General features: G+C 38.1%; 17 protein-coding genes. 11 read left to right on the forward strand and 6 right to left on the reverse strand.

From position 1 onward, the window contains the following. Window positions 1-10 precede the first annotated feature (10 nt). The gene (locus tag WKT11_RS07355; protein WP_117942317.1) at window positions 11-1,633 is read right to left on the reverse strand and encodes an ATP-binding cassette domain-containing protein; all 1,623 of its coding nucleotides are present in this window, start codon (window positions 1,631-1,633) and stop codon (window positions 11-13) included. Between the two features lie 1,011 nt (window positions 1,634-2,644). Between WKT11_RS07355 and WKT11_RS07360 the strand changes: the two genes are divergently transcribed. From WKT11_RS07360 to WKT11_RS07410, 11 genes are all read left to right on the forward strand, one after another. Beyond that, entirely contained in the window at window positions 2,645-3,025 is a 381-nt protein-coding gene (locus WKT11_RS07360; protein ID WP_330415505.1) for a fimbrial protein, read from the forward strand. Window positions 3,026-3,049: 24 nt separating this feature from the next. Next, window positions 3,050-3,760 carry a conjugal transfer protein TrbL family protein gene (locus tag WKT11_RS07365; RefSeq protein ID WP_004223652.1) on the forward strand — a complete coding sequence of 237 codons (711 nt, stop codon included), beginning with the start codon at window positions 3,050-3,052 and terminating at the stop codon, window positions 3,758-3,760. 13 nt (window positions 3,761-3,773) lie between these two features. Next, window positions 3,774-4,697, forward strand: a complete 924-nt coding sequence (locus tag WKT11_RS07370) for a hypothetical protein (RefSeq protein ID WP_025580265.1) — start codon at window positions 3,774-3,776, stop codon at window positions 4,695-4,697. A 2-nt stretch (window positions 4,698-4,699) separates the two neighbouring features. After that, a complete protein-coding gene (locus tag WKT11_RS07375) occupies window positions 4,700-6,523 on the forward strand; it encodes a lysozyme family protein (protein WP_340283526.1) in 1,824 nt (607 codons plus the stop codon). A gap of 11 nt (window positions 6,524-6,534) precedes the next feature. Beyond that, complete coding sequence (locus tag WKT11_RS07380) at window positions 6,535-7,158, forward strand: DUF5038 domain-containing protein (protein WP_118064631.1); 624 nt, start codon at window positions 6,535-6,537, stop codon at window positions 7,156-7,158. Continuing rightward, on the forward strand, window positions 7,155-10,334 hold the full coding sequence (locus tag WKT11_RS07385) for a TraG/VirB4 family ATPase (protein WP_138270784.1): 3,180 nt from the start codon (window positions 7,155-7,157) through the stop codon (window positions 10,332-10,334). The genes WKT11_RS07380 and WKT11_RS07385 overlap by 4 nt, the downstream gene beginning before the upstream one ends. Window positions 10,335-10,388: 54 nt before the next feature. Further along, window positions 10,389-14,372, forward strand: a complete 3,984-nt coding sequence (locus WKT11_RS07390) for a VaFE repeat-containing surface-anchored protein (RefSeq protein ID WP_118064635.1) — start codon at window positions 10,389-10,391, stop codon at window positions 14,370-14,372. 869 nt (window positions 14,373-15,241) lie between these two features. Further along, window positions 15,242-15,652, forward strand: coding sequence for a zinc-finger-containing protein (locus WKT11_RS07395; protein WP_004223692.1), 411 nt, complete (start codon window positions 15,242-15,244; stop codon window positions 15,650-15,652). 26 nt (window positions 15,653-15,678) lie between these two features. Next, window positions 15,679-16,236, forward strand: coding sequence for a sigma-70 family RNA polymerase sigma factor (locus tag WKT11_RS07400; protein WP_226824570.1), 558 nt, complete (start codon window positions 15,679-15,681; stop codon window positions 16,234-16,236). Between the two features lie 13 nt (window positions 16,237-16,249). Then, window positions 16,250-16,936 carry a hypothetical protein gene (locus WKT11_RS07405; protein WP_004223695.1) on the forward strand — a complete coding sequence of 229 codons (687 nt, stop codon included), beginning with the start codon at window positions 16,250-16,252 and terminating at the stop codon, window positions 16,934-16,936. Window positions 16,937-16,949: 13 nt separating this feature from the next. Then, window positions 16,950-17,390, forward strand: coding sequence for a hypothetical protein (locus WKT11_RS07410; protein ID WP_025580278.1), 441 nt, complete (start codon window positions 16,950-16,952; stop codon window positions 17,388-17,390). 277 nt (window positions 17,391-17,667) lie between these two features. Here the strand turns inward: WKT11_RS07410 and WKT11_RS07415 are convergent, their stop codons facing one another. The 5 genes from WKT11_RS07415 to WKT11_RS07435 form a co-directional block, all read right to left on the reverse strand. Further along, window positions 17,668-18,549: a sensor histidine kinase gene (locus WKT11_RS07415; protein ID WP_227190351.1), complete on the reverse strand. Its 882-nt coding sequence runs from the start codon at window positions 18,547-18,549 to the stop codon at window positions 17,668-17,670. A 13-nt stretch (window positions 18,550-18,562) separates the two neighbouring features. Then, window positions 18,563-20,164 (reverse strand): ATP-binding cassette domain-containing protein, encoded by a 1,602-nt coding sequence (locus WKT11_RS07420; protein WP_117457428.1) that lies wholly within the window; start codon window positions 20,162-20,164, stop codon window positions 18,563-18,565. 19 nt (window positions 20,165-20,183) lie between these two features. Next, window positions 20,184-21,434, reverse strand: coding sequence for a radical SAM/SPASM domain-containing protein (locus WKT11_RS07425; protein ID WP_025580532.1), 1,251 nt, complete (start codon window positions 21,432-21,434; stop codon window positions 20,184-20,186). A gap of 280 nt (window positions 21,435-21,714) precedes the next feature. Then, a complete protein-coding gene (locus WKT11_RS07430) occupies window positions 21,715-22,524 on the reverse strand; it encodes an ABC transporter permease subunit (protein WP_054337552.1) in 810 nt (269 codons plus the stop codon). After that, a complete protein-coding gene (locus WKT11_RS07435) occupies window positions 22,511-23,440 on the reverse strand; it encodes an ABC transporter ATP-binding protein (RefSeq protein ID WP_015526838.1) in 930 nt (309 codons plus the stop codon). Before WKT11_RS07435 ends, WKT11_RS07430 begins: the two co-directional genes overlap by 14 nt. Window positions 23,441-23,445 lie beyond the last annotated feature (5 nt).

Raw genomic sequence — 23,445 nt, forward strand, 5'->3', positions numbered from 1 at the left:
TGCAATATTTCTACGTTTTCATTATTTTCACCTTCTCTACTAAATTTTTAGATATTTTTATTTTCATATCAGCTTTATTAATAACCATTTCGTCATGGCTTATTATTAAGACTATTTTTTTCTTCTTTATTTCCAATAAAAAATCTAAAAATAAATTAGCAATTTCTATACTAAGATTTGTGGTAGGTTCATCCAACAAATATATATCTGCTTTTTTCAAAATAGTTCTCAAACATAAAACTATTTGTCTTTCTCCATCTGAAATCTGCTGCAAATTTTTCTTTCTTAGCTCTTCTAAGTGAATTTTATTTAATAATTCTCCTCCACCTATTTGTATTATTTCGTCTTTAATTTTCTTTAAAGAATTCTTATCCAAAAATTTACATAAATATTCTTCGACATTCATATATGGAACTTTTTCATTCTGTAGCATAACTGATATATTATTTTTCCTTAAATAGAATTTATCTATTTTCCCTAAATTTTCATCTGAATAATAAACATTCCCTGTATATTCATTAAATAATCCCAACATTCCTTTTAAAAATGTTGTTTTACCTATCCCATTTTCTCCAGTAACAACATACATATTATTCACTTCTAGCTTTTCGTTAAAGCAAAAAAGATTTCTTATACAAAAATTCTTTATATCTATTTCTTTTATTTTTTCCAGACAGACTGTCCCATTATTTTCAAGCGGAATACTAAAAATTTCATTTATACGGTCAATAGAACTTTTCACGTCTTGATATTCTTTTCCCAATCCGAAAAAGTATTTAATCAGCGTTAAAAGATTTAAAAAATATATATTAATTATTGTATATTGGCCAATTGATAATTGACCTTTCAAAACTAATGCCCCTCCCAATATTAGGGTTATTGCTTGGAAACACACACAAACAATTTGATCCAATGTTTGAAATAGAAGTCCAACTTGATATGCTTTATATGCATGCCAAAAAAAACTCTTATAACTGCTATTTAAAACTTTTCCAAATATATTAAAAATAGAATGCACTTTAATTTCTTCACGTAATACTAATTGCTCATTCAACGTATTAAAAAAATCACTTTGATTTTCCTTAAATTTGTAATTTCTTTCATAAATTTCCCCTTTTAAAAGCAAATAAATAAAAATATATATAAGAATAAATACTCCTGTAACCCCAAAAATCGGTTTACTTAAATAAAATAACAAACTTATCAGAAAAAACATTACGAATAAATTAATAGTAGCAGTAATAATTTTATCAAAAAAGAAATCAACCACTATTCTACTATCCGAATTTAAGCGTTGCGTCATATATGTAGGTTCATATTCAATCTCTAAAGGAATTTTCTGCAGATGGAGTATGCCCCGACTATTTATTTCAAATGAAATATTATTCTTAACCTTCATTATTTTTAAGTTATATATATATGACAAAAATAGTGAAATAATCCCCACCCCAGCAATAGTTATTGCGTATTTTATGACCTCTTCAACATTCTTTATGTCTATAAGCATATCAACAAACATTCCGTTCATATACGGTAATAAAGTAGATAATATAACCGATATGAATTGTATTACTAAAATTGTTACTAGAAGGTATCTTCTTATTTTTAAACTATCCTTTAATAATTTATACAATGTTTTATCTCCTCATTAATTTTTATAAAATTAAAAATCAAGTCAGCATAGCCACATAAAAAATTTATTATCTAAATATGCTATGTACTTATCATTTCGTTTAAAATTTCTATTTAATATTTTTAAAAATAATGATAATAGAATTTTATTATTATGGTATTCATAGTACCAAGTAATACAAATAAAGTTTGATATCTGCTTTATATCTATTATGATCTTGTTTTTACGTTTACTTGATAAAGCAATAAATAGAAAAAGATAATAATTAATTTTGTAGAAGCATTTTTGTTCTACAATCCCTTCTGGTATCTCTGTCAAACTTTTATTTTCATCAAGTCGAATTACTATACGTTTTTTTATAATAGATTCCATGGAAATATACTCTATTAGTTTTTTAACACTTATCATATTTATTTTCACCATTCCAATATAATTATTAGCACATTTTAATACTTTTCCTAAACCATAAAGTCAACCTTTAAGATCCACTATTCTGTAAAATAGAACCTGCCTCCCGATTGATAATTTTGTTCTACCAGTTCCAAGATTAGTGAATTCATAACTCTACCACACATAATAATCAACACTATATATTCTAATTAGACTCTTATTGAGAAAATTGATTATTTTTTGTTTTTCCCACATTACAATATTTTCTATATTTTGCCCATATTTTTTGTCTAAATCGAACTTTTTTCTTCCTATATGGCATATTTATTTCTTATGTTTTGTCCCAACTTGGCACACTTCTGCGATTTACAGGGAAATCTACCCATGTTAAAATGATACTGTCAAAATTGTATGTAGCGAAAACGCAGCTTTCCAGGGAATGCCTCTTCTCTGGTGCAAGCTGCGTTTTTTCGTGCATGGAAAGGAGTATTACAACTAAATATAGAATAAGCGTTCCTCCGTATTGACCGGACGGAAGCTTCTATGAGGCAGGAAAACTATAAGCCAGGGCAAAGTGAAAGATCTCACTTTGCCCTCTTTTTATGAAGGAGGTTCATTTACTTGAAAAACCATACTCACAAAGAAGCACCACCGGGCATGAAACATCATTGGAACTATGGCAAATATCTCTATACTGCCTTCCTTGTCTTTACTCTGATTGCCTGTAATGTACAACCCGTTATGGCTGCTACCATCTGGGACAAAGCTTCAGAAATCATGAAAGACGTATATAACCAGATTATTCTGATTTCCACCATTGCGGCTGTTGTAACTGCATCGGTTGCTTTGCTCTTGATGAATTTTTCCAAATCTGGAAAAACCGTGGATGAATCCAGGGCATGGCTCAAACGAATCATCATTACATGGGCGATTCTCAATGGTCTGGGATTTATCATGGCTTACATTACACCGTTCTTTGCCGGCGGGCAGTGGAATGGATAATGCAGATAAGGAGGTGGCTCTGTCATGGGAATACTTGACGGAATTGTAGAATGGATTGCCGAACAGGTCATGAACATTCTGGATTTGATTACTACTTCTGTTCTGGGTGCACTGGGATGTTCCATGGATACTTTTCTCCGTTATTTTCCAGCAGCGGAAACAATGTACCAGATTTTTCTGGCACTGGCTATCGGACTCATCCTTTTAAACTGGGTTTGGCAGCTTTTTAAGAATTATTTTATGGGGACAGGGATTGATGCTGAAGATCCAATCAAATTATCACTGCGGACATTTATGTTCCTTTTCCTGACATTCTATGCCAAGGACATCGTGGATCTTCTATTGAATATTGCAGGAACCCCGTATAGCTGGATTCTGACTGAAGATCTTCCACCACTGGAATTTGCCAAATTCAATTCTGTGATCACAGTAATCCTGGGGGTATGTGCCAATGGTGCTGTTGCCATTGTTGCCCTCATACTGGTACTGATCCTTGCCTGGAATTACATCAAGCTGCTTTTTGAAGCTGCGGAACGTTACATACTACTTGGAGTTCTGGTCTACACCGCACCTGTTGCGTTTTCCACGGGTGCTTCCCAGGCTACCGGAAATGTTTTTAAGAGCTGGTGCCGTATGCTCGGCGGACAGTTCTTTTTGCTTTTAATGAACGCCTGGTGTTTGCGGCTGTTTACTTCCATGGTCGGAACATTCCTTGCAAACCCTTTATCACTCTAGGAAGGAGGAGATTATGAAACATAAGAAAACACTGCTCTGCAGCCTGCTATTGATTTCTTGTCTGATTCTTGTAACTTCCATGCCGGTCTTTGCCGCTGAACTTACAGAAGCAGAGGTGCAGCAAGCTGTAGATGCACAGGGAAAAGAAACGGTCACCGGTAATGTCTTTATCTGGTTTCTGTGTGCCATTGCTTTTTTGAAGGTTTCTCAAAAGATTGACAGCTTTATGGCAAGTCTGGGAGTCAATGTTGGAAATACTGGTGGAAATATGATGGCTGAACTTTTAATCGCCGGAAGAGGTCTTGCAAGTTCCTTTCGAGGGCATGGAGGTGGAAGCCATAGTAGTTCCCATTCTTCCTCTCCCGGAAGTGCTGCAGTACAAAGTTCTTTCCTTTCCGGAGGATTAGCCGGAGCCGTTGGAAGGCAGACAGAGCGTTCTGCGGTAAATGCAGCCACCGGATATACCGAAGGACCAAGTATCGGAAATGCACTCTATCAGTCTTCCCTTGAAAAGGGCGGAGATTTTGCCAATAACGTTATCAGCAATATTGCTCAGGGAAACTATGGTCAAGTTGGCTCGATCAAAGGTGATGGGGCTGTTTCTGCATTTCAATCCTACATGGGAATTCAAAATGAAGATAAAACAGATCATTCCTATACCAATGTTGAAATTGGCGGCGGCAGGATAACAGGAGTTGAGTCCGGTTCCAATGGAGACAGCCGGGAATTTGCTATGTACCATGCCGATCAATATACGGCTCCTACCCATGGAACCTATGAAACTGTTCAATCTGTAGACGGAGCTACCTGGTACAAACAGTATGCTGAAAATACGGTATCCAAAATTCCTTATGATGCTGGCGATGGAAAGATAGCCTACAACGAATCCATTGTCCAAAAGCTTCCTCCTACTCCTCCAAGAAAGGATCGGATTTAGTGATGGATACAGAACGCTCTGGACTTGACGAAGCAATGGATGTAGGCTCCAGTACCATTTCTCACCTAAAGTCCTTAAAAACAGCAGCCACTTTCTCCAAAGCAGGATATGGTGCAGCCCTTGGCGGGCCTTTTTCAGCAGCGATTGGAGCAGTCATAGCCAACCGGAATCAGTTCGCTAAAATTCTCCTTGTTATTCTCGCCATACTGCTGCTTCCGGTTTTATTTATTGTGATGCTCCCTGGTCTGATCTTTGGAAGTCTGACCGAACAAAGCGATGTACTGAACAGCAACTCTATGATCAGTGAAAACATCCGTGCTTCCCGTGAAGCCATCGTTGAAGTGTTAGAAGAAAGCCATGAAGACATTCTGGCAGAGATCCATGCAGCAATTTCCCGTCTTCCACAAGGTGATACTGCATCCATCAATGACCCCTATACATACAGCATCTCCGTCAATGCCAATCTGCTGATTTCACAATTTTGTGCCAGCCAGGATGACTATAAAAACATCAACCTAAACCAATTAAAGAAACTCATCCGTGAAAACAAAGAAGGACTTTTTTCTTATGATGTAGCAACCGAGACAGTTACCATGGAAGTTACCGTTGATGGCGATGCAGAAGGAGAAGCCGGCACAGAACAGGGGCAGGCACAAACACAGACGGTTACTTTTACGAAACACACCTATACCGTTGTTTATGCTGGAGATTCCTATTTTGCAGACCATGTATTCCATCTTACAGACAAGCAGAAAGAACTTGCCAAAAACTATGCCGAAAACCTGACTGCTTTCTTTGGTACTGCTTCTTCCGGCATAGTAGCTGCTATCAATCTTAGCGATGAGGTATTGTCCTACCGCCCTGCTGTAGAAAGAGCTGCTGCGAAATATGGTATGAGTGATTATGTGGATTTAATTCTGGCAGTCATGATGCAGGAATCTGGCGGACGAGGGCTGGATGTTATGCAAGCAGCGGAAGGTGGATTTAATACCCGCTATCCCCATGTGCCAAATGGGATTACAGATCCTGAATACTCCATTGAATGTGGAGTACAGGAATTAAAATATGCCCTCGACAAAGCCGGCTGTACCGGACCTACGGACTTAGACCGGATTAAACTGGCTCTTCAGGGTTACAACTACGGTTCTGCATACATTGACTGGGCAATGGAGCGTGACGGTGGTTATACCAAGGAAAATGCGATTGCCTACTCTGATATGATGTGTGCAAGACCAAGCTGGCCTTATGACCTGTATGGTGATAAAGAATATGTGGATCATGTCCTTCGGTATTACCAAATTACTGCCAGTGGTGGCAGCTATCCCGCAAACGGTATGCAGATTCCACACTATCTCCAGACAGACTATGGAAACATTCCATACGGCGGGGGTTCCATCGCCAGCAGCGGATGCGGTCCGACAAGCTTTGCTATGATTGCCAGTTATCTTACAGGCACTACCATTACACCTATTGATGCAATATCCTGGTGCGGAAATTCCTATTACAAACCAGGAGTCGGCACTTACTGGTCTTATTTCCAGGCAGCGTCCGATCATTTTGGGTGTGGAACTGTCACACAGACCAGTGATCCCAACCAGGTACTTCAGGCTTTATCTGAAGGTCATCCGGTCATCAGTTCCCAAAGAGCTGGGCTTTTTACCAGTGGCGGACATTTTATTGTCCTTCGTGGTGTAACGGCTGGAGGTAAAGTATTAGTCAATGATCCCAATGACAGTTCCTCCAAAAACTACATCAACCGTGAATTCGATATGATGACGGAAGTGCATGCAACCGCAAATGCCTATTGGATCTTCGCTAAAAAATAAAGGAGACACTTATGAACAGAAAAAAAGTAATTCTGGCTATCTTTATGATGGCCTTTTTAATTATCATCGGATTTGTCTTTCCCTCCATCTGGAAATCCCAAAAAGGAAACAAAAAATCCGAGACAGAAAATACTCAACACGATAATAATGAAAATACCGAGACAGAACAAGCAGAAAATAACGAATCCATAAGCTTTCAGGATTTTGAAGCTTTGGAATACTTTTTCTCCAAGGAACAGGTGAAACTTTTTCAGGAAGAACTGACCTCCTATCTTAAAAACGTAAAACAGATGTCTCTAACTTCCATCCGTTTCCTTGCTGATGATACTACCTATCCCAATGCTTCTGATATTAATTTTTTGTTCCAGCTTCCGGATAAGTCCGTTCTTCCTGTGTACTACACTTCCCCTACTGGAAGATTCTTTTTCGGTGAGGAACGTACCCCTGATTCTGGAAAAGAAATCATCTATGAACGTCCGACAGATGACAAACTTCCTTCCATCACAACAGAGGAAATTGAACAGTTGCAAGAAGGAGGTTATGACGATACCTCCGTGAATTCGGAAAAAGCTGCCCCTGTCACAGAAGTTCCTGAAACTCCTTCCATGGAAGAACCAAAGGAGGTGCAGCCATGAACAATACTGAAGAACAACATCCTGTCTTCATCCCTCGCAATTTTATAGAAAAAGGGACCTTTATGGGCGGAATGTTTAAAATCCGTAATGCCATCGAAGGCGGTGTCCTGGCAATCCTGATCACCATTCCTGTTATCAATCTGCCTCTGACACTCACTGTCAGGATTATTATTCTCTGTATGACTGCTCTGCCTGCAGCTATGATTTCTCTAATTGGAATCGGTGGAGAAAGCATTACTGCGTTTTTAATGAACGCTCTGCGTTTTCTGAAAAACCGCCGGGTTATTTACCGTATGGATGTACATCCGGAGCCGAAAAAAAAGTACCGGATAAAAAAGCCCCGCAACAAAGAACCAAAAACCAAGAAACGCAAACGGCATCCAAAACAACCTGCAGAATCTTCTTCTGAAAAGAACTGCTCACAGATGTCTTCCGAAGAGGAGACAAAAGAATCCTCTGCTATTAAAAAAAAAGAACGCCGGCAGTTTGACACTTCTACAAAACGTGGAATACGCAAACAGGCTCGTGAAGACATCCGGATTCTTAAATATGAGTCCCGACAATTAAAAAAAGAACAAACCGCTGCACGTAAAAGTGCGAAAAGGCAGGCAAAACTTGAAAAACAACAGATAAAGCAGCAACTTTCGGAGGAACGAAAAAAAGAAAGAACTGCGAATAAAGCTTCCAACCAGCCTCCTGCTTCCGGGAAAAGCAAAAAGAAAAAGCGAAAAGAAATCACCTTGGAAGATTATCTTCCTATTGATAAGATTGCCAATGGTGTTATCTACACGACAGACCATCGTTATGTAAAAATCCTGGAGATTGAACCGATCAATTTTCTCTTACGCAGTGCCAGGGAACAACAGGGGATCATTTTCAGCTTCATCTCCTACCTAAAAATCAGTCCTGTGAAACTGCAGATTAAGATGATCTCCAAAAAAGCGGATATCAACAAACATCTGGAACAGTCCCGTTTGGAAATGGAACGGGAATCAGATCCTAACTGCCGGCAGTTACAAAAAGACTATATCCAATTTGTCCGGCAGTTAAGTTCCAGAGAAGCGGTTTCCAGACGTTTTTTCCTAATCTTTGAATACGAACCTTTCAATGTGAATCGGAAGGTGGAGGAAAAGGAAATCCTGGCAGCTTTGGAAACTGCTGCACAGACCGCAAAAACCTTTCTATATCAATGCGGCAACGATGTGCTGGTTCATGACAATGAAGATGAGTTTACAACCGATGTACTCTACACTTTACTGAACCGTACCAAATGTACCGAAACACCTTTGCCAAAACGGATTAACCAGGTACTTACCCGCTATATGGAATCTGGTCGTGAGCAGGAAGTGGATAACATCCATATCAATGAATTCATTGCACCAGAGTCTTTGGACTTTAAACACAGCAACTATGTGCTGGTAAATGGCATCTACCATTCTTACCTGCTGGTGCCGTGCGATGGTTACAAAGCAAAAGTAATGCCAGGTTGGCTGTCCCTGCTTATCAATGCTGGCGAAGGAATTGACATTGACTTTTTTCTGTATAAACAGCCCAAAGATAAGATCCAGCAACGTCTTGGACAGCAAATCAGGATCAACCGTTCAAAGATCAAAGATGCCTCTGATACCAATGCGGATTTTGATGATCTGGATTCTGCCATCCGTTCCGGCTATTTCCTCAAACAGGGACTTGCTAATAATGAAGATTTCTATTACATGAATCTTTTGATTACAATTACGGCAGGTGATCTGGAAGAACTGCAATGGCGGATTCAGGAGATGAAAAAACTTCTCATCTCACAGGATATGGATCTGCGGTCTTGTCACTTCCTGCAAGAACAGGGATTTTTATCTTCCCTTCCTCTTGTAAACCTGGATAAAAAACTCTATGAACTCTCAAAACGAAATGTCTTAACCACCGGAGCTGCCAGTTGCTATCCTTTCGTCAGCTACAGCATTTGCGATGACAACGGCATCCTATTTGGAGTAAATAAGCATAACAACTCTTTAGTGATTGCTGATATTTTTGACTCCAAACAATATAAAAACTCCAATATTGCGATTCTTGGCACTTCTGGATCCGGAAAAACCTTTACCATGCAGACTATGGCACTTCGTATGCGGCGTAAAGGAATCCAGGTATTTATCATCGCACCGTTAAAAGGTCATGAGTTTTATCGGGCTGCCAGAAATGTAGGAGGAACCTTTATCCAGATTTCTCCTGCCAGCCAAAACTGCATCAATGTCATGGAAATCCGAAAAGTAGATAACTCTGTCAATGAGCTGCTGGACGGTCCAACTTTAGACGCATCTGCCTTAGCCAGTAAGATTCAACGTCTGCACGTTTTCTTTTCTCTGCTCATTCCAGATATGAGCCATGAGGAAAAACAGCTTTTGGACGAAGCACTGATTAAAACCTATGCAAGAAAGGGAATCACCCATAAGAATGAATCCCTCATTGATCCCAAACACCCGGATCATTATAAAGCGATGCCAATTCTTGGAGATGTATATGATGTTTTGATGGAAACTGAAGATACCAAACGGCTGGCTCACATCCTGAACCGTCTTGTCCATGGCTCTGCTTCCTCTTTTAACCAGCAGACCAATGTAGATCTGACCAATAAATATACCGTTTTGGACATTTCAGAGCTGACTGGCTCCAGTGATCTCTTAACGGTAGGGATGTTTGTTGCTCTGGACTATGTATGGGATAAAGCCAAAGAAAACCGTACCGAAGAAAAAGCCATTTTCGTAGATGAAGTATGGCAGCTCATCGGTGCCTCCAGTAACCGCCTGGCCGCTGAATTCGTTTTGGAGATTGCCAAGATCATCCGGGCATACTCTGGTGCCGGTATTTTTGCAACCCAAGACCTTAATGACTTTTTTGCTCTGGATGACGGAAAATATGGAAAAGGCATTATCAATAACTGTAAAACCAAAATTATTCTTAACATGGAAGATGAAGAGGCACAACGTGTAAAAACCATTCTTCGTCTTTCCGAAACCGAAGTTATGAATATCACCCATTTCCAACGTGGAAACGGACTGATTTCAACAAACAACAATAATATCACTGTGGAATTTAAAGCTTCCAACCTGGAAAAAGAATTAATTACCACAGACCGACAGGAACTCCTGGAAATCTTGAAACGCCAGGATAAAAAAGTCGGTTAATGTTACCTGCAGCCCGAATATGGCTGCTTTTCTTTTTAACAAAGGAGGAGATTTATGTTAAAACCAGCAAAACAACCTCATATCCGGCTAACCGCCCTTTTTCTTTGTGTCACGATGTTTCTTAGCACACTCTTTTTCAATGCCCATACCGCTTATGCTGCAGATGGAACCATTGATTATACGGCAGGAGCCAAAATTCCATACGGGGACTATTATACTTCCCGCATGAGTTTTGATGGTAATAATACGGCTTATTGCGTTGAACCATTAAAGAAAACACCTGCTTCCGGACAATATCCTTATAATCTTTTAGGAAAGGATTCCCCACTTAGAAAAGCACTCTACTATGTCAATGGTGGATACGGCTACGAAAAGCTCATAAAAGATCAATATTTCCAAGGATGGTCCGATGACAACTCTTATGTCATTGGTCATCTGGTCGTTTCCTATATCCACGCTGGAAATAACGGGGACACCGGTGCCTTCCATGGCGCACCTCAAAATTATATTGACAAAGCATTGGAAGTTGCCAACGCCATTGAAGGGCTTCCTGCCCCACCAGAATCCTTCCGTGCTTTTATCGTTCCTGGCGATGCTTCCCAAACTTTTGCAGGAAGCTGGTATCAGGTTCCAAACGGCTTTATCGAACTGCAGAAATCCTCTGCCAATACCGATATTTCCGATAAAAATGGCAATTACTCTTTAGAAGGAGCCAAATACGGAATCTACAAAGGGGAAGAACTGGTAGAAACTCTTGTTACCGATAAAAAAGGATATGCAAAATCCAAAGAACTGGCAGAAGGAAGTTACACCGTTAAAGAAATCAGTGCCCCAGAAGGATTTGCTATAGATACTTCCGCCCATAATGTTACGGTAAAAGCAGAAGGAACATCTACCGTAAAAGTAAAGGATATTCCTCAAAATAATCCCGTAAAACTGCTCCTTAAAAAGCTGGATGCTGACACACAGCAAAATTCTGCACAGGGAACCGGCTCTCTCGCCAATGCCGAATTTACAATAAAATTCTATACAGAGCAGTCAGCTACCGATCCCGGAGCAAATGGTAAGAAACCGGTTCGCACCTGGATATTGAAAACAGATGCCTCTGGAGAAATCCATTTTACAAAAGATTATTTGGTATCCGGGGATGAATTTTTCTATGCCAGTGATGGAAAGACCGTCTGCTTCCCACTGGGTACAGTAACCGTACAGGAAACCAAAGCCCCTGCCGGCTATCTTCCAAACGAATCTGTTTTCGTGCAGCAAATCACCAGTACCGGTACGGAAGAAACTATCTCTATTTATAACGCTTCTTCTGTCGAAGAACAGGTCTTCCGAGGCGGCGTCAAAATTCAGAAGCGGGATCTGGAAACTCAGGGAACACAAGCACAAGGAACCGCATCTCTTGCAGATGCCGAATTTACCATTACCACTCTGAACAAACAGCCAGTATGGGTAGGTGGAAAGCTCTATGAAAATGGTCAGGCAGTGCTTACAATCAAATCGGATACACATGGTATTGCTGCAAGTGCCGCTGATGCCCTGCCCCTTGGACATTACCGGATAGAAGAAACCAAAGCGCCTTCCGGATACCTAACCGATGGTGCAAAGGCTCTTGAATTTGACATCACCCAAAATGGAGAAATCGTAGATTTAACAACAGAAGAGACTTCTGTTTCTAACCAGATTATCCGTGGCGGTGTCAAAATCCAAAAACGGGATCTGGAAACAGGAGAAGCCAAACCACAGGGAAATGCTTCTTTAAAGGATGCAGAATTTACAATCACCAATCTTGGTCCAAATCCTGTTCTTGTGGATGGAACCCTTTACGAAAAAGATCAAGTAGTTCTCACTTTGAAGACAGATGAAAAGGGGCTTGCTTCCACCAAAAAAGATACGCTCCCTTATGGTCATTACCGGGTTGATGAGACAAAAGCACCGGAAGGTTATTTGAACGAGGGCAAACTCTCTCAGGAGTTTCATATCACAGAAAATGGGAAAATTTTGGATTTAACTGCAAAAGAAACAGCGATTTCCAATCAGGTAATCCGTGGCGATTTAGAATTCGTAAAGGTCTCTGACGGAGATTTAAACCGGCTGGCAAATGTCCCATTTTCCATTACCTCCAAAACTACAGGAGAAAGTCATACCATTGTAACAGACAAAAATGGCTATGCCAGTACTTCCTCAGAATGGAATAAGCACACTACAAATACCAATCGTGGGGAAACTTCTGAAGACGGAATCTGGTTTGGCGCTTCTAAACCTGATGATGCCAAAGGAGCCCTGATTTATGATACCTATATTTTGGAAGAACAACGCTGCGATTCCAATGAAGGTATGAACCTCTTAAAAATTGAGGTCTCTGTATACAAAAATCACGTAGTCGTGGATATGGGAACTTTAACGGATGATCAGATTACCATTGGAACTACTGCCCTTGACAAAGACAGCAACTCCCACTTTGCCAAACCAGAAGAAAAAATCACTCTGGTTGATACCGTAGAATACGAAGGCTTAAAGAAGGGACAGTCTTATAAGCTCATCGGTACACTGATGGATCAGGAATCCGGAAAGCCAATTGAAATAGATGGAAAACCTGTCACAGCAGAAACCACCTTCAAACCAAAAAAATCTTCTGGTTCTGCAAAAGTGACCTTTACGTTCAATGCCTCTTCTCTGAAGGGCAAAACAATCGTAGTATTTGAGGAACTGTACCAGGAGGATTTAAAACTGGCTGTTCATGCGGACATTACAGATCAGGATCAGACTATCTATTTCCCAGAAATCGGGACCACTGCAAAAGATAAGGAAACAGATATGAATCTTTCCCAAGCAGATAAAGAAGTTACCCTTGTAGATACGGTAGCTTACAAAAATCTTCTGCCCGGCGAAGAATATGTTATGACTGGAACCCTTATGGATAAAGAAACCGGAAAACCTGTCGAAATAGATAAGAAAGAGGTTACTGCCGAAACCACATTTACTCCTAAAGAATCCTCTGGAACGGTAGATGTGATTTTTTCTTTTGATGGGACCTCCCTTGCCGGAAAAACCGTAGTTGTTTTTGAATCTGCTACTTATGACGGCAAAGAATTTGCAACACACGCAGATCTTGAAGATAATGGGCAGACCATCTACTTCCCAGAAATCGCTACTACTGCAAAAGATAAAGCAGACGGAGATCATTTTACCAAAACCGATAAAGAGATTACCATCGTTGACACGGTTAAATATAGTAACCTAATTCCAGGAAAAGAGTATGCACTTACCGGTATCTTGATGGACAAAGAGACAAAAGAGCCTCTTCAGGCAGATGGTAAACCGATTACTGCCACTACGACCTTTACTCCTGAAGATGCCTCTGGCAGTATTGAACTTACCTTTACATTTGATGGCAGCATCCTGTCCGGCAAAACAATTGTTGTCTTTGAGTCTTTAACGTATCAGGAAAAAGAGATTGCTGTTCACGCCGATATAGAAGACCATGAACAGTCTATCTACTTCCCAGGAATTGGAACTACTGCGAAGGACAAAGCGGATGGGGATCAGGAAGCCGTTGCTACGAAAGAAGTAACCATCATTGACACCGTATCCTACCAAAATCTGATTCCGGATACTCCATACAAACTGGTCGGCACACTGATGGACAAAACAACCCAAAAGGAAGTTATGATTGATGGAAAACCTGTCACGGCAGAAACAGAATTTACACCAAAGGATTCCAATGGTTCTGTCGAAGTCATCTTCACTTTTGATGGAAGCACATTGGCTGGACATGATGTAGTCGTTTTTGAAAAACTTTTTTCCCTTGAAGGAGAAACAGCACTTGAAATTGCTTCCCATGAGGATCTGGACGATAAAGGACAGACGATAAAACTTACGGAAGCTCCAAAAGACACACCTGAACCTTCCAAACCAGTCAAGACCGGAGATGAAACAACCGTTCTTCCTTATCTTTTACTGGCAGGTGCCGCACTCCTCTTTGCTGCAGGATTTGGTATCTTATATATCCGTAAGCGGAAAAAAGATAAGTAACTATCAATAGATATGCTCACAGGCAGCTTATTACGGCTGCCTGCTATAAAGGTGATGAATATGGAACAATCTCGTTGTAATGCCGATGCCAAACACATCCGGCATTTTTTAGATATTTGTGATGGAAATTGGCATTCCTGTATTTATGTTCGCTGTGTTTCCTGTAAAACCCCAGGTTATTGTAATGGCCCACACTTCTTATATCATCCAGATGAAAACGGCAGTCCATGTGTCCTGCCCATGGCAGATGCCCGTATGCTCTTCTCCCGCATACCGGAACCAACGGAATGTCTATCCGCCATAACACTGGAACAATTTCAGTCTTTATATGGACTCTACTTTGCAAAAGAAGCATTGACCGATAAGCCATGTCCTTGTTTTGCTTTACTGCGGCACCAGGAAGCATCTCATTATCACTGGTAAAAGGTTGCACTTTTGGCACTTTCTGCGTACAGGATAAGAAAGGAGGCGATTTTATGTTGAATTTCACTGCTATGATTCAAGGAATCGATACAATATTTACGAACTTTATTTTTATTCCTGCACTTTTAATCCTGTACTTGAAGTTTCGTCCGAGAAAGCCCTGGAACAAACGCACCAGAAATCTGTATCGGCTATGTATAGCTCTGATTTCTGTTTATGTCATCCGGATTTTCTGTGCAGGGTTCATCTTTACACCAGTAAATTACTCACGTTTTGCAGACAGCGGTTTCTTTCCGCTTATCAAGGCACTGTTCTATTCTTAGATTTTCTGCCATTTTGTGCCATTTAGTCCGAATCTGGGAGTAGTTTCTATGCCCATCCTATGGGAATTCATCACCTGCTTTCTTACAATATACGTATAAAACACGTAAGCGAGGTGAATCTTTATGAAACAGAAACAAATCCGCTGCCCATACTGCGGCAGCATCGCAATTTTAAGGGATGCGTCCTATGTATATGGAAATAAAGCGAAAGATGGAAAACTCTATGTGTGCAGTCACTTCCCACAGTGTAATTCTTATGTAGGAGTTCATCCTGGCACTACCAATGCCAAAGGAAAACTGGCAAACAAAGAGCTTCGGCAAAAAAGGATCCAAGCACACCGGGTGTTTGACCAGATATGGCTAAACCACATCTTTACGAAATCGGAGGCTTACCGCTGGATTGCTGATAAATTCTGTCTGACTGCCAAGGAAGCACACATCGGAGAATTTAGCACTTATATGTGTGATCAACTAATTCTGGAATCCATGAAGATTCTGGAGAATAACCATATCCCTCTCAGGGCCATTGGTTGAAAGGGGGGATATGTATGATCATCCCGATGACAGATGATGAACGCCGATTGACAGAGGAGTACTTATATTTGGTACCTGAAATGGTAAAAAAATTGACTACTCGTTGTGCTTATGTCTCATACGATGAGCAGCAAGACCTTCTGCAAGCCGGAAACTTAGCTTTATGCAAAGCCGCCATGAACTATGACAACACCCGTCCCTTTGCAGTTTACGCCAGAGTTGCCATACGAAATGCCATTTACAGTTATTGGAGAAAACTGCAAAAAGAACGAAAATACACCTGTTCCATGTATGCATCTTCCGAATTTGACATGGAACCCCTGCTTGTAGACCAAAAAACCGAACTATGGCAGGAACAATGTATGAACCAGGAACCCATTTATAAGCACCTGCAGTCCTTAGAAGCGAGAAGCTGCAATACACTAAGAAAAGGAATACATGCCCTGCTCCTGCAGCAAAAAGGATATACCAACCAAGAAATTTCCAAACATTATGGTGTCCCAATGAATCATGTCCGGGCATGGCAAAGCAAAGCCCGGAAATACTTACAGCAGGATACCAAATTATATACTCTTTTATCTTGAAGGGAGAACGATTATGCTGACACTTTATACTGCAGTCGGAATCCTACGATTCCAGGATTCCATAAAGGAACATAAAACACCGACTGTTATCAATAACCGGCAGGAATACGGACTGACAGAAGAAGAATTCTTTCTGTGGAGCAGCCTCGCATTTCAAATCCGACAGATCCATGAATTGCAGTCTGCTTTTTCCGAACGCTTGAAAAAACATCACCGTTCGGAAAATATCCCCATTGAACCTTACCTGAATCGGCTGCTGCTTCGAGGACTGGTTGTAAAAGGGGATGGTTTAACTGGTGTGGATGCCCTGTACCGCCTCTTAGGAGAACTTTATATCAGCCCATTGCAGGACAGTTTTTCAGTACGGCTTTTTACCTGCATCTATCTCTGCATGAAGAAAAAACTGCACACAAAGGAACTGATCCATTATCTAAAAAAGCCGGCACGGACTGCTATAGAGGACACGGTACTCCAAATAGCAAAAAAAGTACAGATTTCTACGGCAGAGCTTGTAACCTGTGTAGAACAGGGCATCCATCCACAAAATACAGAGCAACTTTTGACGCAGCTCTATGAAACCTCGGATGCAACATTCCGTACCCTGGCACAGGATATCCAATTCACCCATGCCGGTTATCCTGTACTGGAAGCCATCAGTAATTTGTACCTCAATAAACAGATTGCATTTGAAAAATTATAGGAAGGAGCAAATTATGCCAAAACCATTTCTTAATAAGCTGATTGTCCATGGGGCAATCGGCTTTTTCTGTGTCCTATTTGGATGTATTTACGGATTTATAACAGACGACCAGATATTTCTCCTTATGAGTCTTTGCATCGGTGTTGGAACTGCCATACGAATTGTGAGTCTGCTACATACCATCAAGATGCATGACTATACCGAATTAACTGGAACCTGTACAAAACGTGAAGTCAGCCCACTTACCAAGAAACAGAAAATTATTTTCCGTTCCACTGACCAGAAAGAATATCACTTTACATTCGATAAAAATATCCGCCTTTTATCTGGACATTATTATCGCCTATATTTCCGGAATGTAGCAAACCTTTCGGGTGAAGAAAAGGTTACTCCAGATTTACTTGCGTATGAGGAATTATCCCTAAATGAAGATGTTTCCCCGAAGAACTCTTAGATTTCTTCTCTAAATACAATAGAAGTGGATATGCCACTTTCACATACCCACTTCTATTATGCTTTATAAGTTTTCCTTCTGCCGTCCCAGTGAAATGACAAAAACCACTCCGAACTACCACGTATTCTGTCTCAAGGATGACAGCATAACAGCAATCGCAGGGAATAATAATCTATTGTATTCCAGAAGACTCTTCAAAAAATGGACAGTGCTTTCACTTTCAGGGTTTCAAAATGCAGTAACAATATCTTTTATTTTTCTACTGTGACCAATTTTTTCATATTAAGGGCAACTTTATACTGACAGTGAAAATTCCCGCTTCATAATTCACTTGAATATCACCACTTATTTGTATTACTAGCTTTCTAGTAGCATACAATCCGATACCACTGCTTTTTATCCTTGCTTCATCTTTTGTGTAAAACAAATCAAATATAGATTTTAATTCTTCATCACTAATATAATCAGAAGGATTGCTTATTTGTATATGACAATACTCGGATTCTCCCCACATGTAAAACATTATATCACCAGTACTATACTTTAAAGCATTATCTATTAAATTACATAAAATTCTAATTAATATTTTCTCTTGAGCAAGTATCCAAATGTTTCCATGTGGCAGTCTAATATCTAATTGTTCTGAGGCACGTTTTGAATTTTGAATATATTCCTTTAACAAAGAAGTGACTACCTCTGTAATATTGACTGATTTCATATCAACTTCGCTCTCTATTGCTTCACTCCAAAACAATAAATATAAATCGTCTACTAATTTTTTTAAATAATCCGCCTTTTTTTCAATATGTTCTATATAGCTATTAACAGGTTCATTCACATTTTTTTCTAATCTAATTAACTGCAAGTAACCAATAATAACAGTTAATGGAGTACGTAAATCGTGTGATAAATTTGCTACCATCTTTTTAAAATTTTTATCCTGTTTTTTTAGCTGATGTTCTTTTCGTTCATCTTCTTTAATTCGCTTGTTGATACTAAGTGCAAGGTTCTCAATATCTTTATCAAATACATTGACCGAGTAGATATGCTCATTATGTTCTATCCATTCTATAATTCTTCTAATTTCCCTCTTCAGATGAAAAATGTATAATATGCCTAATAATATAAACACTCCTGTTATTAAAAAGACAACTAGCAAACTTCATATCTCCTTATAATATTAGAATCTCATCACATGTATTCAAGATTGCATTATCATGTGAAACAATAATAATTATTTTATGATTTTTAATTTGATCGATCAACTGTAAAAATTGTTTTTTTCCACTCTCATCCATAGCTGAGGTAGGCTCATCAAAAATCATTACCTGACCGTCTTGCACTACTTGGCGAATAATTGCAATTTTTTGCTTTTCTCCACCGGAAATATTACTTGACTTTTCATTAATTTGCAAATCCCAATTATCTCTTTTCAAAATACTATCACCAAAGCAATCAACGGCTCTCTGTATACATTTTACATCAAGCTTTCGATATAAAGCAATATTATTATATATTGTATCTGCTATTAAAGTCGGCTCCTGTTCTGTTACACTGATTACATGTTCTCTTATATAATCCATATCTAAATTTCTCATTTCTGTATCGTTCCATATTATATTCCCTTGATATTCATCTACATACATACCCATTAAAATTTTAATAAGTGTACTTTTCCCACATCCGTTTTCTCCTTTCAATCCATAAACTTTCCCCTTTTTTAAGTTTGTAGAAAAACTTTTTATGGTTTCTTTCTGGTCATATGCAAAATTCAAATCCTGAATTCTAATTTGTTTGATTTCATTAAGTCTTATACACCCCTTAGACTGCTCCTTAATTTCTAAAATAGATTTTATACGTTCAAAGGATACATAAGCCTCTTGGTATTCTTGACCGTATGCCACTATTTCTTTTCCATATTCCAAAATCATATTAAAATATACTGAAATCATATAGAAATATCCTATTTGCATATCTCCAGTAAGTATCTTTTTTCCTCCAATCCAAAGTAAAATGCATACAGATATTGCCCCTACAATCCCTTCAAGATTTGCAAATGCCTGGATAGTCGCTTGTTGTTTAAATATAGATCGATATAATTTTTGATATGATGCTACTAACCTATTTGAAAAAAATGAATCCATACTATGTATTTTTATAAACTCTATTTTTTCTAATTGTTCCTGCAGTCTGGAGAAGAAATTGGATTTCTCCTCTTTCATTCCATAACTGCAATTATAAATACGCTTTTTGAAGCCAATATATATAAAAAAATAAAGTGCTAATAAAAACATTGTAACTATAAAAGCAATCGAATCCATTTTCCAAATCATAAATAAGATTATACCCGCTGAAAAAACTGAAAATATCAATTCAGTCAAGGAGCTGATGAAAAAAATAAGTACATCATTCGCATCATTGTTTATCCTTTGAGATAAGTACGATAAATCAGTTCTGCCAATTACGAGTGGCGAAACTTTTTTTAAATGATTTACAATTTCGAAATTTAATGAAAATGCTGCATTAGTCTGTATCCTTATATAAAGTATTTTATTGACATAGCAGACAATTTCCTTACCAACATACAATAACAGTAATAAAAATATGAATTTTAACATTGCTGAATATGTTGTTTCCACATTAAACATATTAATAAATTGTCCCATAGCAGCCGGTATAAATGTATTTAACCCGCACAGTATAATACCCAACAAAAAATATATCCCATATTCTATTTTATATTGAAAAACATATTTACTGCAAAATTTTATCATTCCAATTCTCCCTGCTATTTCATTGAGCCATTTCTTTCATCAGCTCCAACATCTCTTCTGCATTCCATTTTACTGAAGAACAAATCTTATTTTTATAAGCAGCACACCCACCATAACATACTGGAAAAAATGAACAATCTTTACATTCTTGATCCTTTACGACATCATAGGAAAGCCATTCTACAAATTTATTTGTAAGTTTGATTCCTTTTTCCAAATTACCGATACTTCGTTCACTATATCCAATATCATTCCAACATTTATACAACGCTCCATCTGGACCTATCACAAATGAATTTAAGCTAATTGCTCCACATACACCATAATTGCTCGGCTTAACACCTTGGTACATAAAGCCTCTCTTAATCCCTTCTTTATAAAACGCAATCTCTTCTTTTGCGTACTGTGGTCGTTCCATACATATATGATTATTACATACTCCATTAATATCATCTACTGGTGCTAAATAATAACCAACTCTACCTTTTAAACCATATCTTTCTAGCCAATCAAATATTTCTGTTGCTTCGTTTATATTTGTCTTGTCAACATTAATTCTTATCGAAATATTCAAAATATCCGCACATTCTCTTATATTGTCCAATATATGTTCGAAGGTAGGCTGATGATTATGGAGAATCCTTCTACTATCATGGGCTTGTTTTGAACCATCTAAAGTAACTTGAATATAGTGGATGTCCATGTCTTTTAATTTTTCAGCTACTCTTCTAGTCAATTTATAACCATTTGTGACCATATCCGCATTATATTTGCAACCAAGTGGCAAAACAGACTTTATCTTTTTGGTTAATTTTTCAATAGTTTCAATTGCCAATAATGGCTCCCCTCCATACCAAGATACCGTTAATTCATGTATATGCTGATATTTTTCTTTGAGCTGCGATGTTAATTGATCCTGAACAGTCTCAGACATAGTAATATATTCTCTCCCTTTTTCATAGCAATAGGGACAACAAAAATTACATGCCATAGTTGGGGCAATAGTTAATGTAAGATTTGAATCCGCAAACCTTTCTATTTTATTTCTTATAAGCAATTCTGCAAATTCATCTTTATCATCTTCAACTAGCATACCACCCTCTAATAATGCTGACTCTAAATCAGGCTTTGAACATTTTTTCCCTTCTTTCATTTCATAATATGATTTTTCATAATCAGTATCTAATTCCAGTATTGCAGATGTGACCGTATTGTAAATCAAACAACTTTTATCTTCTTTTTTCTCTATATTGTATCTTGATAATTTCATTATTATATCCTCTTTTCTTAATCTCTTGTTTTCACAGTGTTCTTTGCAATAATGAAAATGTGCCCAGCATATTGCTGAGCACATTTTCCTTTACTGACTACAAATATCTTTAGTAACGAATTACACATGTAGCCTTTTTAGATCCACAACCTTTATCATTGTAAACCCAGCAGATTCTTGTACTTTTGTCCTCTGATGCTTTGTTAATCCACTTCATTGCAATATCCTCCTGTAAAATATTTATTTATTTCAAAGTAGTAAGAGCTACTTGAAACACAAATTAAAGTTCTTGACGTTTCAATGCAAAATGCATTAAAACTATCCCCACCAGGCACGCACCCATACCATACATAATAGTTCCAACAACAATCCCATTTGTCATCCGATATCCACAAATATTATACATATAAGTGGTCGGGTTCATAACACAAAATGCTTTAAGAAGCACTGATTGATTTTGAAAATTCTCATATACCATAGGATAAGTAATCGCACCTGCAAAGAAATATACACATGATAAAGCTGCCACAATTCCTGTATTCTTTACTAAAACCGTAATCAAAACCGCCACAGCTTCCATTCCAATCATAGCTATCATATTTAAGGTAACCATTCCGATAAAAATCAAAAATTCCTCACCTTTATAATGAAAACCATACTTCCATGCTAATCCTAAGCCTAATGCAGTTTCCACAATATAATAGAGAATAAAAAAGTGAACATTTATCACCAGTAATTTACTTAAAAATAATTTGGTTCGATTTATCCCATATACGACAGAAGCTCTTATTGTTCCTTGATGAAATTCTGCAGATACCATTGTCGTAATATAGACAATTAATCCAATCCAAGAAAAAAAATTAATTGATAATGCAAATCTTGCGATTTCTGCAGCTTTTACATTATTCATGTCGTCTATGTAGCAAATCCAACCAATGCTATCTATATTTCTATAATCACCAAAAGTCATAAACAATGTATCATTTCCCACAACGAACGGTATAAAAAAAATAAATGCCATAAATACTAAAACCCACTTCGAGGCTCGCGAATATTTCATTTTATAGTACTCTGCTTTAAGCTGTCTCATTCGATTTCACCTCCGATAATAGATTTGTGTAATACTCTTCTAAGTCTTCTCCTTCATATCCTATTTTTTCTACACCAACTCCTCCATATACTAATTCTTTTGTTATATCAGAAATATTTTTATTATAACCAAATACCTTAATCACATTTCTTAAATAAACTTTTATTTGACTTTCTGGATACCTCTCATCTAAAATACAACTAGCCTTTTCCACATTGTCTACTTCGATATGAACATGACGACGACATTTCTCATCTAATTCTTTATCTGTAATCTGTTGTAACATTTTTCCATGATGTATAAATCCATATACAGTTGCAAGTTGATGTAACTCTGGCAAAATATGACTGGATATAAGTATCGTTGTACCATCTTCTTCATTCATATTCTTTAAGACTTCTCGCACATATTTAATTTTGGTTGGATCTAAGCCATTTATTGGTTCATCTAAAATTAGCAACTGTGGGCGACCAAGCAATGCAATTGCAATTCCTAATCGCTGTTTCATCCCTAAAGAAAAAGCCTTCACTCTTTTATTTCCAGCGTCCTTTAAATCCATTATTTCCAGAACTTCATCAATACTACTTTTTCCTGGAATTCCTCGTTGAGTACGCTGGATTTCCAAATTTTGGCGTGCTGTCATGTCCATATACAAAGCTGGATTTTCAATTAAACATCCTATCTTATTTCTTTCATCTTCAAGATTTTTTTTACCAAATAAACTTATCTCACCTGAAGTCGGCTTTGTTAGTCCTGTAATAACTTTCATCAGGCTACTTTTTCCTGCACCATTTTCTCCAACCAGTCCATATATCTCGCCCGCTTTTATCGTAAGATTTACCTGATTAAGTACCATATTTTTTCCGTATGCTTTACAAATATCTTTTGCTTCCAATATTTTTTCGGGTTCTTTCATTCTAA

This window comes from Blautia sp. HCN-1074 (assembly GCF_037890165.1).
Taxonomy (GTDB): Bacteria; Bacillota; Clostridia; order Lachnospirales; family Lachnospiraceae; genus Blautia_A.

What these genes read in the sequence shown, in the direction of transcription:
- WKT11_RS07420 (WP_117457428.1), bottom strand. Translation starts at nt 20,164, where the DNA reads ATGATAAAATTTTGCAGTAAATATGTTTTTCAATATAAAATAGAATAT.
- WKT11_RS07430 (WP_054337552.1), bottom strand. Translation starts at nt 22,524, where the DNA reads ATGAGACAGCTTAAAGCAGAGTACTATAAAATGAAATATTCGCGAGCC.
- WKT11_RS07410 (WP_025580278.1), top strand. Translation starts at nt 16,950, where the DNA reads ATGCCAAAACCATTTCTTAATAAGCTGATTGTCCATGGGGCAATCGGC.
- WKT11_RS07425 (WP_025580532.1), bottom strand. Translation starts at nt 21,434, where the DNA reads ATGAAATTATCAAGATACAATATAGAGAAAAAAGAAGATAAAAGTTGT.
- WKT11_RS07390 (WP_118064635.1), top strand. Translation starts at nt 10,389, where the DNA reads ATGTTAAAACCAGCAAAACAACCTCATATCCGGCTAACCGCCCTTTTT.
- WKT11_RS07405 (WP_004223695.1), top strand. Translation starts at nt 16,250, where the DNA reads ATGCTGACACTTTATACTGCAGTCGGAATCCTACGATTCCAGGATTCC.
- WKT11_RS07385 (WP_138270784.1), top strand. Translation starts at nt 7,155, where the DNA reads ATGAACAATACTGAAGAACAACATCCTGTCTTCATCCCTCGCAATTTT.
- WKT11_RS07375 (WP_340283526.1), top strand. Translation starts at nt 4,700, where the DNA reads ATGGATACAGAACGCTCTGGACTTGACGAAGCAATGGATGTAGGCTCC.
- WKT11_RS07370 (WP_025580265.1), top strand. Translation starts at nt 3,774, where the DNA reads ATGAAACATAAGAAAACACTGCTCTGCAGCCTGCTATTGATTTCTTGT.
- WKT11_RS07380 (WP_118064631.1), top strand. Translation starts at nt 6,535, where the DNA reads ATGAACAGAAAAAAAGTAATTCTGGCTATCTTTATGATGGCCTTTTTA.
- WKT11_RS07400 (WP_226824570.1), top strand. Translation starts at nt 15,679, where the DNA reads ATGACAGATGATGAACGCCGATTGACAGAGGAGTACTTATATTTGGTA.
- WKT11_RS07395 (WP_004223692.1), top strand. Translation starts at nt 15,242, where the DNA reads ATGAAACAGAAACAAATCCGCTGCCCATACTGCGGCAGCATCGCAATT.
- WKT11_RS07365 (WP_004223652.1), top strand. Translation starts at nt 3,050, where the DNA reads ATGGGAATACTTGACGGAATTGTAGAATGGATTGCCGAACAGGTCATG.
- WKT11_RS07435 (WP_015526838.1), bottom strand. Translation starts at nt 23,440, where the DNA reads ATGAAAGAACCCGAAAAAATATTGGAAGCAAAAGATATTTGTAAAGCA.